The sequence below is a fragment of the Eisenbergiella massiliensis genome, assembly GCF_003435485.1.
The window spans coordinates 254016-268302 of sequence record NZ_QVLV01000001.1; the positions used below are offsets into that span (position 1 = coordinate 254016).

Below are 14287 nucleotides of genomic sequence, written 5' to 3' on the forward strand. Positions count from 1 at the left end.
TCCTGTCTGTCCGACGTGTTTGAAAAAACGTTGTGTTGTTAATTTTTGGTACTGTTATCATTATGCAGGGAATGAAGGGGAATTACAAGCAAATTGTGGTTGCAGGGTGATGCATTCTGAAAACATTCCGAACTCTTTCCCTTTATACAATACAATGATAGAATAAGGCAATAGGTAAGGGCAGGGAAGAAGATAAAAAGGATTGAGGGGGAGTATATGAACTGGAGAAAGAGTATTCTGGTGAGAGTAGCGGTGCTGTTTGTTCTTCTGGGAAGCGTTACTGCAGTTTCAATGGGAATTATAGCTTATTCTTTTGCAAAGCATGCCATAGCGAAAAATATGTACAACGCACATAAGGACGTTGTTTGGCAACTCAGCAAAAGTATTGATTTTGAAGTGCAGAAGAATCTGGCTATCATTACTTCTCTGTACTACGATGAAAATCTCAAAAAAATTTTTATGGAAAACAATGCGTCGGAGTATGAGATGATTCAAATGGAAGCTCGTGCCGTAGACATTGTCAGACAGACTAAAAATACACAGCCTTTGAATAACTGCAATATTATTTTATTTGATGCTTCAGGCGGTGTTTACGGAATGGTTACGGAGGGAACAGATTTTACCTGGCTGGAAGGAAAGCCTTATTTTTCCAAGTTGGCTTCGAGCCGCAGTATTATATGGGAGGGAGGAAGTACCGGAATTGGTAAAAACAATGAGGGACGGTTTATTATCAGTGCTATTAAGGCGGTTAAAGACAAGCATGGCAGGGTTTTGTATTACATAGTTGCCGAAACGGACGAAAAGGTTTTTTTTGATCTATATAAAGGCACTTTGAATTTAAATAATACCATATGTATTGTAGATGAGTATGGGACAATTGCTTCCAGTAGCATCCGGGAACAGAATGGAGAAAGCTTTTCGGAACAGTATGGAGTGACTGCAGAACAACTGGATAGCGGCCTTGACAGAAAAGTTCGTCTTAATTCCAGGGATTATATGGTGTTAAAGAAGCAAATTTCCGGAACTAATTGGTGGATTGTGGATATGGTGCCATTTAAGCAGATGTCAGAGGAGGTTTTCTGGCTTCGCATGGTACTGGGAATTTTTATACTGGTTATGATTGTGTTTACAGTAGTTCTGACTTTGATGTTGATGTTATATTTTGGAAGGCCGATAAACCAGTTAAAGCATTGTATGATGCAGGTTACAAAGGGAAAATTTTCAGAGCATATGGATTATCAGAGGGACGATGAGATTAAGGTGCTGGCCGAAGGGTTCAATATGATGGTGGAGGATCTGAAGATATATATGAAGGATCTGGTCTATCAGCAGCAGCTTTTGCGAAACGCTGAGTTAAAGGCAATGCAGGCTCAGATCAGGCCTCATTTTCTATACAATACTCTGGAATCAATTTCTTATCTTGCACAAATGGGGGAAAATTCAAAAATTAAAGTATTGGCTCAATCGCTTATCGGGCTGCTGCGTATGACTATTGGGGATATCAGGAGTACCATAACCCTGGAGGAGGAGCTGGAAGGGGTAAGACAGTATATAAATATTCAGAATATCCGTTACGGTAATACTCTGAGAGAAAGCATCTATGCGGAACCGGAAATCATGGAGTGTAAAATACTTAAGCTATTGCTTCAACCAATAGTGGAGAACGCTATTATACATGGTATTGCACCTCTTTCGGCATCGGGAATAGTAATGATATATGGAAAGCGGGATGAGGACGGAATCTGTATAGAAATCAGTGATAATGGAGTGGGCATGGAAGCCGGAGAGGTAGAAAGACTTTTGAGTGACAGAAAGAGAGAGGGGAATTTTTCAGAGATAGGTATTGCTAATGTGCAGGATCGGATTCAGACACTGTATGGGAAAAAATATGGGTTGGCAATATTCAGCCAGCCGGGTTGCGGGACTACGGTAGAAGTCCATTTGCCCTATATATTGAGTGAGGGAGATGAAATTAAAAATGAGGGAAAAGAGACAGAAGATACTGATTGTTGAGGATGAACCGATACTTCGACAGGGACTTGAGGTTCTGGGAGACTGGGGCAAAAACGGACTGATACTTATTGGCAGCGTACAAAACGGCAGAGAAGCGTTGGAACTGATGGCGACGGAACTGCCTGACATAATTATTACGGATATCATGATGCCTGTTATGGATGGAATTGAACTGATAAAAAGGGTGAAGATTCAGTATCCGGAGGTGGAAATTATTGTTTTGAGCAATTACAGTGATTTCCAGTATGTGAGGCAGGCTATGAAAGCGGGGGCTGCCGATTACCTGTTAAAAGTGCAGATTGACTTTGACAGCCTTCTTGATGTTGTAAATAAGGTTGGCGAGGATATTTTACATAGAAAGAGAATACAAGAGTTTAGAATTCCTGATGAATTGGAGATCGAAAGGAGCGCTTTTTTAAAGCGGTTGTTGTTCTGTACAGAAGTTGAAGATAAAGATGCGGAAAAGAGTGCAGAGAGTCTGGGGTTAATATGGAACAGCAGACGCCTGGCCGTATATACAGTGGAATTTTTTAAGGATAAACAGGAATTGAGAGGGGAAGAAAAAGCAGAACTTTTAAACAGGATACGTGAATGTCTGACGGAGTTTGAGGAAGGTATGGTCCGGATGCAGGAGAATATGGGACGTATATATTTCATTGCGGTATGGAATAAAGATACCTCGAAAATATTGTGTGAATTTCTGAAAAAAAGGATTGTTCCGGGCAACGGAATTTCATTCCGTATGGCAGCAGGTATTATGGTTAACAGCTTTTCACAAATTCCGAGGTCAAGAACCAGTTCGGAGAGAGGCCTATCCTATTGCTTTTATTTAGGGGAAAACACTTGCTTTGACTGTAGCCAGCGGCATATGGACAAAATAATATGGTCACTTGATGGTGAAAAACTGAGATACGCCTGTATTGTAAAAGATGTAAATGTAATTATGGAAATCGCAGATGACCTGTTGAAAACGGCTGTAAGTGATGATTTTATGGACCCTTATGATTTATTGAAGTCCGCAGAGGGAATACTGCATATCCTTATGGTGAATGTGCGGAAAAATGAAGACAATAGCAGTGAAAGAATGAAGCAGATGCAGTATTTCAGGCAGCTGGAGGAGTGCAGTTATTATGACAGCTTCTATAAGGTGTTCAGGCAGTTGCTGATAGAACTGACGAGTGCCGGGGAACAGGATTTGATAAAAAGCAGAAATCCTCTTTTTTTAGATATTTTCGAGTATGTGAACTCGCATATCGAGGAGGATATGACTTTAAAAAGTCTGGCGGAGGAATTTCATGTAAATTACAGTTATCTGTCACAAATGTTTAAGAACTATACGGGCACGAATTTCAGCAGCTATCTGAATCAGCAGAGAATACAAAGGGCGGTGGAGCTGTTGAAGGAAGGCAGATATTCGGTGGCAGATGTCGGGGATATGGTCGGGTATCATGAAGTAAGCTATTTCTGTAAGGTATTTCGTAAATATACGGGAAAGACACCTTCTGACATTCAAAAAATATAAAAAAAGTATTATTTTTTCCAAATATTTTTATATTCGGCTGTAATTATTTTTTTGAAACTATAATCTGTATTAAAAATGGAATATTTTTTACTAATGATTATCTGTACGCTTTGTTATGATAGGTGTACAGATAATTTTTTTAGATGCAGGGCAGCAAAGTAAAGCATCTGAAAAGGGAAGGCCGGCCTTTACAAATCTGTATCTATAAATAATAAGGATAAGGAGTGGGAGGTTTGCAAAAAAAAGGTTTAAATACTGGAAAGAAAAAAGGGAGTGACCGTTTAACGGGGTATGCTATGATTGCACCTTTTTTCATTCTGTTAATGCTTTTTGTTATCGTACCTATTGTGATTAATGTTATCCTCAGCTTTATGAACTATAATATGAGGGAAATTCACTTTGTTGGATTTACCAATTATATAGAATTGTTCAAGGATAAATTATTCGGGATTGCTTTCAAAAATACTTTGTTTTATACCGTGTTTAATGTTTTGTTTACAATGATTATCAGCTTTTTGCTGGCTGTATTTCTGAACCGTAATCAATGGATAACAAAATTTGCCAGATCATGTATGTACATTCCTTATGTAACATCTATGGTGGTGGCAGCTATGATTTGGCTGTGGATGTATGAACCTCATGGAGGTGTATTTAATGAAATATTGAAAGCCTTAGGATTACAGCCGGTCAACTGGCTGCTTCAGAAATCCACCGCACTTCCCTGTATCATTGCAATGAATGTGTGGAAAGGGATTGGCTATAATATGGTATTGTTTCTTGCGGCCCTTCAGGGAGTACCAACGGCTTTATATGAGGCGGCGTCAATGGATGGTGCAAAAGGATGGGCAAAAATCAGATATATTACAATACCGATGATACAGCCGATTATCTTTTTTATTTTTATTACAAATATTATCAATTCGTTTAATGTTTTTGAATCGGTAACTGTTATGACGAGCGGAGGGCCTTTAAATTCCACAACCACACTGGTTCATCAGATTTATACAAGAAGTTTTACAGAATATAAGCTTGGATATGGTTCTGCTATTGCAATGGTGCTTTCCATTTTTGTATTATTATTTACTTTCTTAAGTTTCAGATTTGGCAGCCAGAGTAATGATACGGGCAATTGAGGGGGATGAAAGACATGAAAAGGAGTACAGGCAGAAATATTCTAAGAAATATTGTACTGATAATTCTATGTTTAATTATGTGCTTTCCATTTTTTATGATGTTAAGCACTTCGCTGAAAAGCTATACGGAAATTAAATCTCCTGTCTTTCATTTGTTTCCGGAAAGAATCCGATGGGAGAATTATGTGGAGTTGTTTCAGTCTGGCAGATGGGGCAGGTACTTTTTAAACTCATTTACTATTACCGCAATCAGTACGGCTGCAGCGGTTATCATTAATTCCATGGCAGGATATGCCTTTGCGCGGCTGCATTTTAAAGGCAGAGATACATTATTTGGAATAGCGCTGCTGGGAATGATCGTGCCTGCGCAGGTTACTATGCTTCCAGCCTATGTCATTATGAAATATATACCTTTTGCAGGAGGCAATAATATTTTTGGCATGGGAGGATCCGGACTTTTAAATACAACGCAGGGACTAATACTGATTTATCTGTCTGGTGCATTCGGAGTTTTTCTGTTCAGGCAATTTATGCTAAATTTTCCGGATTCTCTGGATGATGCGTCCAGAATTGACGGATTATCCAGATTCGGTACTTATGTAAGAATATATATGCCGTTATCAAAGCCTGCAATTGCAACCATGGTGGTATTAAGAGCGACCGCAACCTGGAATGACTATATATGGCCGCTTCTGATGACACAAAAAGACAAGTTTTATACAGTGCAGCTGGCGCTTTCCAGGTTCAGAAGTGAATCCGGAAATGAATGGCAGTATACGATGGCGGCAACTGCCGTAATTATATTACCAATTATTATACTTTTTTTGTTCCTTCAGAAATATTTTATTGAGGGAATTGCAACAACTGGTTTGAAGGATTAATGGAGGAAATCAAATGAAAAAGGGAATTGCACTATTATTAACAGGCTGTATATTGATGTCCATGCTCACGGGATGTGGAAACAGTACGGATAATAAAACGGAAGAAGTCTCCGGACAGGGGAGACAGGAGGAGAATCAGGAACAGGTTCATCTGACATTTCTTACGAATGAAGCGGCAGGCGATGAGCAGCACCTTGAATACTATGAACAGCTTATTTCTAATTTTGAAAGCAAGAATCCGGGAATTACAGTGGAACTTCTGCAAGGAGGGGACTGGCAGGATATGGAGACAAAGCTGAATGCTGCAATGTTGAGCAATACCTATCCTGATGTAATTCTTTGTCCGTTGAATACCTTTGGACAAAGGGCAGCGCTGGGAGATTTTATGGATTTGTCAGAATATATTGAAGGCTGGGAGGATAAGGAGGATATATTTGACGCCAGTATTGATATTGGAAAATATCAGGGAATAAGTTATGGAATTGGAGGTTTTCCTGTTCCTGAGGTAGTTATGTACCGGAAAGATTACTTCAAAGAGGCCGGACTGGATCCGAATTCGCCGCCTGAAACATGGGAGGAGCTTTACGATTATGCGAAGAAACTGGTGGTTATGGATGACAGCGGAAATGTAGAAAGAGGCGGTTTTGACGTTCCCATATCGGATCCGAATGTTACTTTAATGGAAGTTTTTATGAGACAGGCAGGAAATAAAATTATCGATTCCGAAAAGGGAGAAATATGTATTGATCAGCCAAGTGCCATAAAAGCGATGGAATTTCTTAAGAAATTTATAGATGAAAAGCTAACGATTACATATCAGCGCGGGACAGATGATCCGGTATTATCCGGTAAAAGTGCAATAGGAATAGTTTATTTGGATTCCGCAAAAAAAATATTGGAGGAAGATCCTTCAATGAAAGATAAGCTGGGTTTCTTTCCTTATCTAAATGGAGGAGAGGAGGCTGCATTTACTGGATATCGTGTAATGGCAGTGAGCGAAACCTGTAAAAATAAAGAAGCAGCCTGGAAATTTGCTAAATATTTTTATAATTCAGATGAAATGTGGAACAGGTATGAGAAATTTGGAAATATTCCGGTGAGAGTATCTCTGTCAGATAAATATATTCAGGAAAATCCGGAATTGAATAAGGTGGTTATGGCAAGCGTGGAAAAGGGAACCGGAAGACCTGTAAGCGGATGGGTTTCTGTAGTGACAAAATATGAAGTGCAGGCATATGAGGAGATTATGAACGGGGTCAAAGAACCGGAACAGGCACTGAAGGATGCGGCAGAAGCTGCCAGGGCAGAAATTGATTCACAGCAATAATAACGGGAGTATAGCGTAAAATGGGAAAAAAACCAAATATAATTATTGTGCTGGCTGATGATATGGGATTTTCTGATATAGGCTGTTTTGGATCGGAAATACGAACCCCCTGTCTGGATGCTATGGCGGCTCAGGGAATCAGATACAATCATATGTATAACAATGCAAGATGCTGCCCTAGCAGAGCATCGCTGCTAACCGGATTATACCCTCATCAGGCCGGAGTTGGCCTGATGATGGAAAATCTGGGAATTAAAGAATATCAGGGTTATTTGAATGATTCATGTATTACTCTTGCCGAAGGCGTAAAAAGCGCGGGCTATCAGACCGGAATGATTGGGAAATGGCATGTGGGGGGAGGTTACCAGAAAACAAGAGAAGCATTGGAAAGGGCAGGAAAAAAGGGATATCCCACACCAATGCAAAGAGGCTTTGATTATTTTTATGGTACATTGGAGGGCGCGGGAAATTATTACAACCCGGTGACATTAATGGAAAATGGGGAATGGATTAATATCCGGCCTGAGGATAATTTTTATTATACGGAAAAAATAGGAGAGAAAGCATGTGAAGCTCTTGAAAGGTTCTCCGGAGATGATGTTCCTTTTTTCCTTTATGTATCATTTAATGCGCCGCACTGGCCTCTGCATGCGAGAGAAGAAGATATTGCAGCCTATGAGGGGACTTATCTTGTCGGATGGGACGAAATAAGAAAACGAAGATATCAAAAGCAGTTAGAGATGGGAATTGTAAAGGATATCTGGGATATGTCTCCCCGGGACACCGGTTCTCCTGATTGGGATGAAATTGAGGATAAGGACTGGGAGGATATTAAGATGGCCGTTTATGCGGCGCAAATAGAAGAAATGGACAGAGAAATAGGAAAAATCAGGGAAAAGCTTACCCAGTTGGAATTAGAAAAGGATACTTTTATCTTATTTACATCTGATAACGGGGCATGTGCGGAAGAGCTTCCGGAGGATGGGTGGATCTGTAATTTTGCTTCTGAGAGGACACTTAATGGGGAAAAAGTTGAGATTGGTAATTTATCAAAGAGACGTCCCGGAAAAGAGGATACCTATATGAGCTACGGGCTTCCCTGGGCTAACGCCAGTAATACACCGTTCCGGCTTTTCAAGCATTGGATCCATGAAGGCGGTATTTCTGCTCCCTGTGTGGTTTCCTGGGGGGATAATATTAAGAATCCCGGAAGGGTAGAGGAAACTCCAATTCATTTTATAGACATTATGCCCACGATTCTTGAGCTTGCAGAAGCTGAGTATCCAAGGGAATGGAAAGGAACCCCGATTCATCCGGTTGCAGGGGAAAGTTTCCTCTCCAGTGTACGGGAAAAGTGGGAAAGAAAACGTCCGATTTTCTGGGAACATGAGGGTAACTGCGGAGTTCGGCTGGGGAGGTATAAGCTGGTCCGTTGTTATCCTGAGGATTTTGCGTTATATGATATGGAGCTGGACAGAACGGAGCTGCATGATATTTCAGGAGAACATCCGGAAATAAAAAAAGAACTGCTTAAGGCTTATGAAGAGTGGGCACAGGAAACTGGTGTAAAAAGCAGAGAGAAAATTCTTGAAATCATAAAGAACTCAGAAGTATAGAAAATCCCCCTTCCTCTTTCCATAATACAATGTTAGAATAAACTATCATCATTACATTTACAGAAGGGTATGGGGAAAGGAAGGGACAGGAAATGGAGAAAGTCGGTCTGACGAATACGGAGCTTCAGGTATCACAGCTGTGCCTGGGAACTGCGGATTTCGGGACGAAGAGGAGCCGGGAGGAGGCCTTCCGGCAGATGGATGTTTTCCTGGACGGCGGCGGTAATTTTATTGATACTGCTCATGTTTACGGGGATTGGGCCTGTGAGGAAAAGGGCTGCAGCGAGAAAGTGATCGGGGAGTGGCTGGCTGGTAAGAGGGATAAGGTGATTCTTTCCACTAAGGGCTGCCATCCTCCAATTAATGATATGGAATGTTCCAGAGTGGATGTACATAGTCTGCGTGAGGATGTGGAGGAGAGCCTCCGCTGTCTGAAAACGGATTATATTGATCTGTATTTTCTGCATAGGGATAATCCGCAGGTGCCGGCAGGGGAACTGCTGGAGGCGCTGGAGGATGAGGTCCGCAGAGGAAATCTGCGTTATTATGGATGTTCCAACTGGAGCCTGGAACGTCTGAAGGAGGCCGACAGGTATGCAAAGGAGCACGGCCTGAGAGGGTTTGCATGCAATCAGATGATGTTTGTTCTGGCGGATGTGGTTCCGGAAACGCTTGTGAAGCCGCAGCTTACCATTCTTGACGGGGAGTATTACCGGTATGAAAAGGAAACGCAGCTGTCTTTTATGGCTTATATGTGTATGGCGGGAGGATATTTTTCCAAACGTATGGCGGGAAAGCCGGTGTCCGCACAGCAGAAGGAGCGGTATCACGGGGATGCCAATGAAGCTATCCTGCGGAAGCTGAAGCTGTATGTGAGCGAGGGTTACCAGGTGACGGATTTCCTTTTCAGCTATGTGAAAATGGCGGGGTTTCCATCCATCCCCATTGCGGGTTTTGGCAGCGAGGCGCAGCTGAGGCAGGGGCTTGACTGTATTGACAGGGAGGTCCCGGAGGAAATAATGAAGGACCTGATTTTTTTGAAAAGAACACAGTCCTATCAATGGTAGGAGATTTTACAACCGGCAGTTGATTTCTGCCGGTTTTTCTAATGTCCCGTTATTTTCCGGGGCTCCGGTTCGTGTTACAATAGGGCTGTAAAAATGGCAGTTAATAAAAATTGTATGCTCTTTCAGCATACGGATTGGAGCAGGATGGAACTACGGCTGGCAGAAAATATTGCAAGATTCAGGAAATCCAGGGGATATACCCAGGAGGAGCTGGCAAAGAGGCTGAGCATCTCTTCCCAGGCTGTTTCCAAGTGGGAAAATGCCCAGTCGCTGCCCGACATATCTCTTCTTCCCGCACTGGCGGGGCTTTTGGAGACGGATATCGACACGCTGATGGGATATATCCCGAAAAAGAAAGCGGTAACGCCTTATGAAGAGCGTTATAAAATTGAGGAATATTATTGGGGAACTATGCCCGGAGAAATGTGTCTGGAGCTTTTGCGCAGATGCTATCCCACCAGGCCGCTGCGGCTGCTTGAGGTGGGCTGCGGGGAAGGGAAAGACGCAGTCTTTTTTGCAAGAAACGGATATCAGGTAACAGCATTTGATGTGACGGAGTCCGGAATTGAGAAGGCGAAGCGGCTGGCAGATATCCATCAGGTGGAGGTTAATTTTTTCAGGGCGGATCTGCATGATTACCGGCTGGATGAGGAGTTTGACGTAATATACAGCTCCGGGGTTTTCCATCATATCCTGCCAGAGCTGCGCAGGGAAATCATGGAGAATTATATTGCTCATACTGCGCCTGGCGGCATGCATGCAATTAATGTGTTCGTGGAAAAACCGTTTATTCCCGTGCCGCCTGATTCGGACGGCGGGGAAAACTGGGTGTCCGGAGAGCTTTTTACCTATTACAGGGACTGGCTGCTTGAGGAATGCAGGGAGACAGTTTTTGACTGCCGAAGCGGCGGGATTGGGCATAAGCATTGTATGGATACTGTTTTTGCGAGGAAGCTGCCTGAGAACGGCGGGAAGGAGAACGGTGGTTTCTGAAATATACTTTGAAAAAGCTGAGAAAAAGTATTTGAGAATAACCGGGAAGGGATGAGATATGACTGATTTTATAAAGGAGACACAGAATGCGGTGCCGGGAGCGATCCGGCTGGAAACCGCGCGTATGATTCTCAGGGATCACAGGCTGGAGGATCTGGAAAGCCATCATGAAATGCTGTCTGATCCGGAGGTGATGTATTATCTGCCGGACATTATGACTCACAGCCTGGAAGAATCCCGACGGGATTTGGAAAACTCGGTCAGGGCGGTGACGGCACAGCCCAGGAGGGAGTATTTCCTGCGAATGGAGGAGAAGGGAACGGGAGAGCTGATAGGGGAGATCGGCTATACGGTTACGGAGGAGACACCGGTGGGAAAGCTGGTTCACGCCGGGTATTTCAGCAGGAAAAGGTTCTGGGGCAGGGGATATATGTCAGAGGCGTTTGCGGAGGTGCTGCGTTTCGCATTTGAGGAGAATAGGGTATTCCGGCTGACTACCGGCTGTGACCCAGAAAATAAAGGTTCCGAAAAGGTGATGAAAAAGTGCGGACTGGTAAAGGAAGCGGATATGAAGAAAAAAGTCTGGATGCATGGGAAAATGAGGGATCGGGTGGAATACCGTATGCTGCGTGAGGAATGGGAAGCGGGCGGAAAACGGAGGTGACGGCGTAAAAAGAGGGATAAAATCCGTGACATAACAAAACAAAATCCGGGACGAACAGGTCCCGGCCATAAGTGTAGCGTAAACCGTAACAATATAGGTCAAATCAGGAGGAAAAACCAGGGCACGGTCTTGCATTTTTACAGTATCTTTGCTACCATAAGAACGGAATACTCCAGTGATGACAGGACAGACGACCATCACTATAATAAAAATTCGGCTGGTGAATGTAATGTATGCCGTTCCCTGGGCGGGGACGGAAACTGCAAATTTTAGGAGGAACTAATATGAGTAGCGAAATCAGAGACATTAACCTGGCCGAATCCGGCGAGCAGAAGATCGAATGGGTCAGAAGAAACTGTGATCTGCTTCGGATGCTGGAAGAGGAATTCAGCCAGAGCAAACCGTTTGCCGGGAAAAAAGTGACCCTTTCCGTCCATCTTGAGGCGAAAACCGCATATTTGTGTAAGGTGCTGGCGGCAGGCGGCGCTGAAATGTATGTAACCGGATCAAATCCTCTTTCCACACAGGATGATGTGGCGGCGGCGCTGGTTAAGGCCGGGCTGGAGGTTCATGCCTGGTATGGAGCAACGGAAGAAGAATACAATGCACATATCCGTGCAGTACTGTCCGCAGGTCCCAATATCATCATTGATGACGGCGGGGATCTGGTGCATATGGTTCATACGGAAATGCAGGAGCTGATCCCCAATATCCTGGGCGGCTGCGAAGAAACCACCACAGGCATTATCCGCCTGGAGGCCATGAACAGGGCCGGGGACTTGAAGTTCCCTATGATCCGTGTCAACAATGCGCAGTGCAAGCACTTTTTTGATAACAGGTATGGTACGGGCCAGTCCGTATGGGATGGCGTGATGCGTACCACCAACCTGATTGTAGCCGGAAAGAATGTTGTTGTAGCCGGTTATGGCTGGTGCGGCAAGGGTGTTGCCATGAGGGCAAAGGGCCTGGGCGCCAAGGTGATTGTAACGGAAATCAATCCGGTGAGGGCTATCGAAGCGGTAATGGACGGCTTTGAGGTAATGCCCATGAAGGAAGCTGCCAAAATCGGCGATTTCTTTGTGACGGTAACTGGCTGTGACAAGGTAATTGATGAAGAGGATTTTGCTGTGATGAAGGAAGGCGCTATTCTGTGCAATGCCGGACATTTTGACTGCGAAATCGACATGGCGGGCCTTCGTAAAATCGCTGTGGAGACAAAGGAAATGCGTAAAAATATCATGGGCTATAAGCTGCCTACCGGCCAGTGGATTTTCGTTCTGGCTGAGGGCCGTCTTGTTAACCTGGCAGCAGGAGACGGACATCCGGCGGAAATCATGGATATGAGCTTTGCCATTCAGGCGCTTTCCGCGAAATATCTGGTGGAGCATGGCCGTGAAATGACAGAGATGCTCATCGATGTGCCGGTAGAAATTGATGAGGATGTTGCAGCGAGAAAGCTGCGTTTTATGGGCAAGGAAATCGATACGCTGACTGCGGAGCAGGAGGCTTATCTGAATAAATCCCTGGTATAAGCAAGAACACCGGGAAATCAGTAGCACCGGGAAATCATTATCGCCCGGGAAAGCAGTATGGGGAAAAAGTAACTGCGAAGGATTAGAGCAGCTGAGCGGAAATATATAACAGTGAAATGAATTAGCGATGACAGCGGCGGTAAAAAGCTGCTGTGGTAAAAAGAGCTGACGCACGGGCATGGTGCGCACAGCTCTTTTTTAGGCTGCTTGCGGAAGGATGGAGCGGAAAGGATATTATTCCCGGATGGTTTCAGCGGGAAAGGTATTTGTCCTGATGATGGAACACCTCCGCCATTTTCAGGATGTTCTCAGGCGGTACATCGAAGGATAAAGCGTGTGTGGGAGCCAGTATATAGCCGCCGCCCCTGCGCAGGATGCTGGAAACCCGGCGGATTTCATCGCAGACCCCGTCCGGTGTGGCATAAGGCAGGCATTGTTGGGTGGATATTCCGCCCCAGAAGGTAAGATCCTTGCCATAGAGCCGTTTCATTTCCGCAATATCATAGATTTCCGGCTGAAAGGTCTGATAACAGTCCAGTCCGATTTCGATTAAATCAGGGAAAATTTCATGGCAGTCGCCGCAGGAGTGCTGAATGACGTATTTTCCCTTTTCCTTTACCCTGGCATAAAGCCTTGCCATTCGGGGCTTCAGAAAATGACGCCAATGGTCAGGACCCATAATAAGCCCTCTCTGCTGTCCCCAGTCGTCTCCGAAATAGACGGCGTCAACACCGTATTCCAGTGCCAGATCGATCATGGGGAGGTAGTAGTCACAAATGCGGTCAAAAAGTGCATCCAGCTCATCCGGGCAAAGCAGCATGTTCATCAGTACATTTTCCATTCCCATCAGGCTCCAGGCACGCTCGAACATACAGAAGCCGAATCCGGCTACCGTAAAACGGTCACCGTTATTGGCAATGAGGGACTCATATTCACTGCGGAGCCTTTTCTCATCAAAGGCGGGGAATTCGTAGTGATAGTCCTCGAGGTCTTCTATTTGTGGCGATTCCACGATGCCGATGTCTTTGTCCGCGCCGTTGCGGTTCCAGACAACGCCGAATTCATCGCGGAAATAGCCCGGCTTGTCGGGCAGCTGCGTGGGCCATCCCCAATACTGGATAATATTGATATAGCCGCCGATTTTTTCTTCAATTTGCTCATCTCCGGTGTACGCTATCAACTGGTCCAGAGCCTGTTTTGTAAAATCCATGTGGAAGGGTATTGTATCATGCTCATGGTGCTGCAGCGCTTCGATTACGGCCTGCCTTCTGGTCATATAGAATCCTCCTTATCCGCTCCTGGCTGCAGCCCATAACAGATTCCCGGAAGAATGTGGGAATTCTTTTTAATTTATGCTGTGTGTTATAGTCCATACATCATCTGGGCTTTTGCCGCTGTTATTTTCTATTTATATTTTACCCGGAAACAGGCTTGGCTTATAGTATAAAACAGACTATAATTAGTAAAATTATTCGTATATGGATTAATATTACTAATTATTAGTCCTTTTGTATTATTACAGGGAGTGGAGTATCTATT

The 14287-nt window shown here is 44.1% G+C and carries 11 protein-coding genes; 10 read left to right on the forward strand and 1 reads right to left on the reverse strand.

Annotated features, from left to right (window positions below; genetic code table 11):
• Positions 1–216: 216 nt before the first annotated feature.
• The 10 genes from DXC51_RS01065 to DXC51_RS01110 all read left to right on the forward strand — a co-directional run bounded on the left by DXC51_RS01065 (position 217) and on the right by DXC51_RS01110 (position 12748).
• Entirely contained in the window at positions 217–2013 is a 1797-nt protein-coding gene (locus tag DXC51_RS01065) for a cache domain-containing sensor histidine kinase (RefSeq protein WP_025488106.1), read from the forward strand.
• Complete coding sequence (locus DXC51_RS01070) at positions 1979–3535, forward strand: response regulator (RefSeq protein WP_025488107.1); 1557 nt, start codon at positions 1979–1981, stop codon at positions 3533–3535. The genes DXC51_RS01065 and DXC51_RS01070 overlap by 35 nt, the downstream gene beginning before the upstream one ends.
• A 224-nt stretch (positions 3536–3759) precedes the next feature.
• Positions 3760–4668 (forward strand): carbohydrate ABC transporter permease, encoded by a 909-nt coding sequence (locus tag DXC51_RS01075; RefSeq protein WP_021634260.1) that lies wholly within the window; start codon positions 3760–3762, stop codon positions 4666–4668.
• A 185-nt stretch (positions 4669–4853) separates the two neighbouring features.
• Positions 4854–5549: a carbohydrate ABC transporter permease gene (locus DXC51_RS01080; protein ID WP_242991279.1), complete on the forward strand. Its 696-nt coding sequence runs from the start codon at positions 4854–4856 to the stop codon at positions 5547–5549.
• 13 nt (positions 5550–5562) lie between these two features.
• The gene (locus tag DXC51_RS01085) at positions 5563–6876 is read left to right on the forward strand and encodes an ABC transporter substrate-binding protein (RefSeq protein ID WP_025488110.1); all 1314 of its coding nucleotides are present in this window, start codon (positions 5563–5565) and stop codon (positions 6874–6876) included.
• Between the two features lie 20 nt (positions 6877–6896).
• Complete coding sequence (locus tag DXC51_RS01090; RefSeq protein ID WP_025488111.1) at positions 6897–8492, forward strand: arylsulfatase; 1596 nt, start codon at positions 6897–6899, stop codon at positions 8490–8492.
• Positions 8493–8584: 92 nt separating this feature from the next.
• The gene (locus DXC51_RS01095; protein ID WP_025488112.1) at positions 8585–9559 is read left to right on the forward strand and encodes an aldo/keto reductase; all 975 of its coding nucleotides are present in this window, start codon (positions 8585–8587) and stop codon (positions 9557–9559) included.
• Positions 9560–9652: 93 nt separating this feature from the next.
• Entirely contained in the window at positions 9653–10552 is a 900-nt protein-coding gene (locus DXC51_RS01100) for a class I SAM-dependent methyltransferase (protein ID WP_330406237.1), read from the forward strand.
• Between the two features lie 58 nt (positions 10553–10610).
• A complete protein-coding gene (locus DXC51_RS01105; protein WP_025488114.1) occupies positions 10611–11216 on the forward strand; it encodes a GNAT family N-acetyltransferase in 606 nt (201 codons plus the stop codon).
• 284 nt (positions 11217–11500) lie between these two features.
• Entirely contained in the window at positions 11501–12748 is a 1248-nt protein-coding gene (locus DXC51_RS01110) for an adenosylhomocysteinase (RefSeq protein WP_025488115.1), read from the forward strand.
• A 250-nt stretch (positions 12749–12998) separates the two neighbouring features.
• Here DXC51_RS01110 and DXC51_RS01115 read toward each other — a convergent pair whose 3' ends face one another.
• Complete coding sequence (locus tag DXC51_RS01115) at positions 12999–14024, reverse strand: uroporphyrinogen decarboxylase family protein (protein WP_117530819.1); 1026 nt, start codon at positions 14022–14024, stop codon at positions 12999–13001.
• Positions 14025–14287: the final 263 nt, after the last annotated feature.

Coding starts and splice junctions, on each gene's coding strand:
- DXC51_RS01065 (WP_025488106.1), top strand. CDS start 217: ATGAACTGGAGAAAGAGTATTCTGGTGAGAGTAGCGGTGCTGTTTGTT.
- DXC51_RS01070 (WP_025488107.1), top strand. CDS start 1,979: ATGAGGGAAAAGAGACAGAAGATACTGATTGTTGAGGATGAACCGATA.
- DXC51_RS01085 (WP_025488110.1), top strand. CDS start 5,563: ATGAAAAAGGGAATTGCACTATTATTAACAGGCTGTATATTGATGTCC.
- DXC51_RS01090 (WP_025488111.1), top strand. CDS start 6,897: ATGGGAAAAAAACCAAATATAATTATTGTGCTGGCTGATGATATGGGA.
- DXC51_RS01095 (WP_025488112.1), top strand. CDS start 8,585: ATGGAGAAAGTCGGTCTGACGAATACGGAGCTTCAGGTATCACAGCTG.
- DXC51_RS01100 (WP_330406237.1), top strand. CDS start 9,653: ATGGCAGTTAATAAAAATTGTATGCTCTTTCAGCATACGGATTGGAGC.
- DXC51_RS01105 (WP_025488114.1), top strand. CDS start 10,611: ATGACTGATTTTATAAAGGAGACACAGAATGCGGTGCCGGGAGCGATC.
- DXC51_RS01110 (WP_025488115.1), top strand. CDS start 11,501: ATGAGTAGCGAAATCAGAGACATTAACCTGGCCGAATCCGGCGAGCAG.
- DXC51_RS01115 (WP_117530819.1), bottom strand. CDS start 14,024: ATGACCAGAAGGCAGGCCGTAATCGAAGCGCTGCAGCACCATGAGCAT.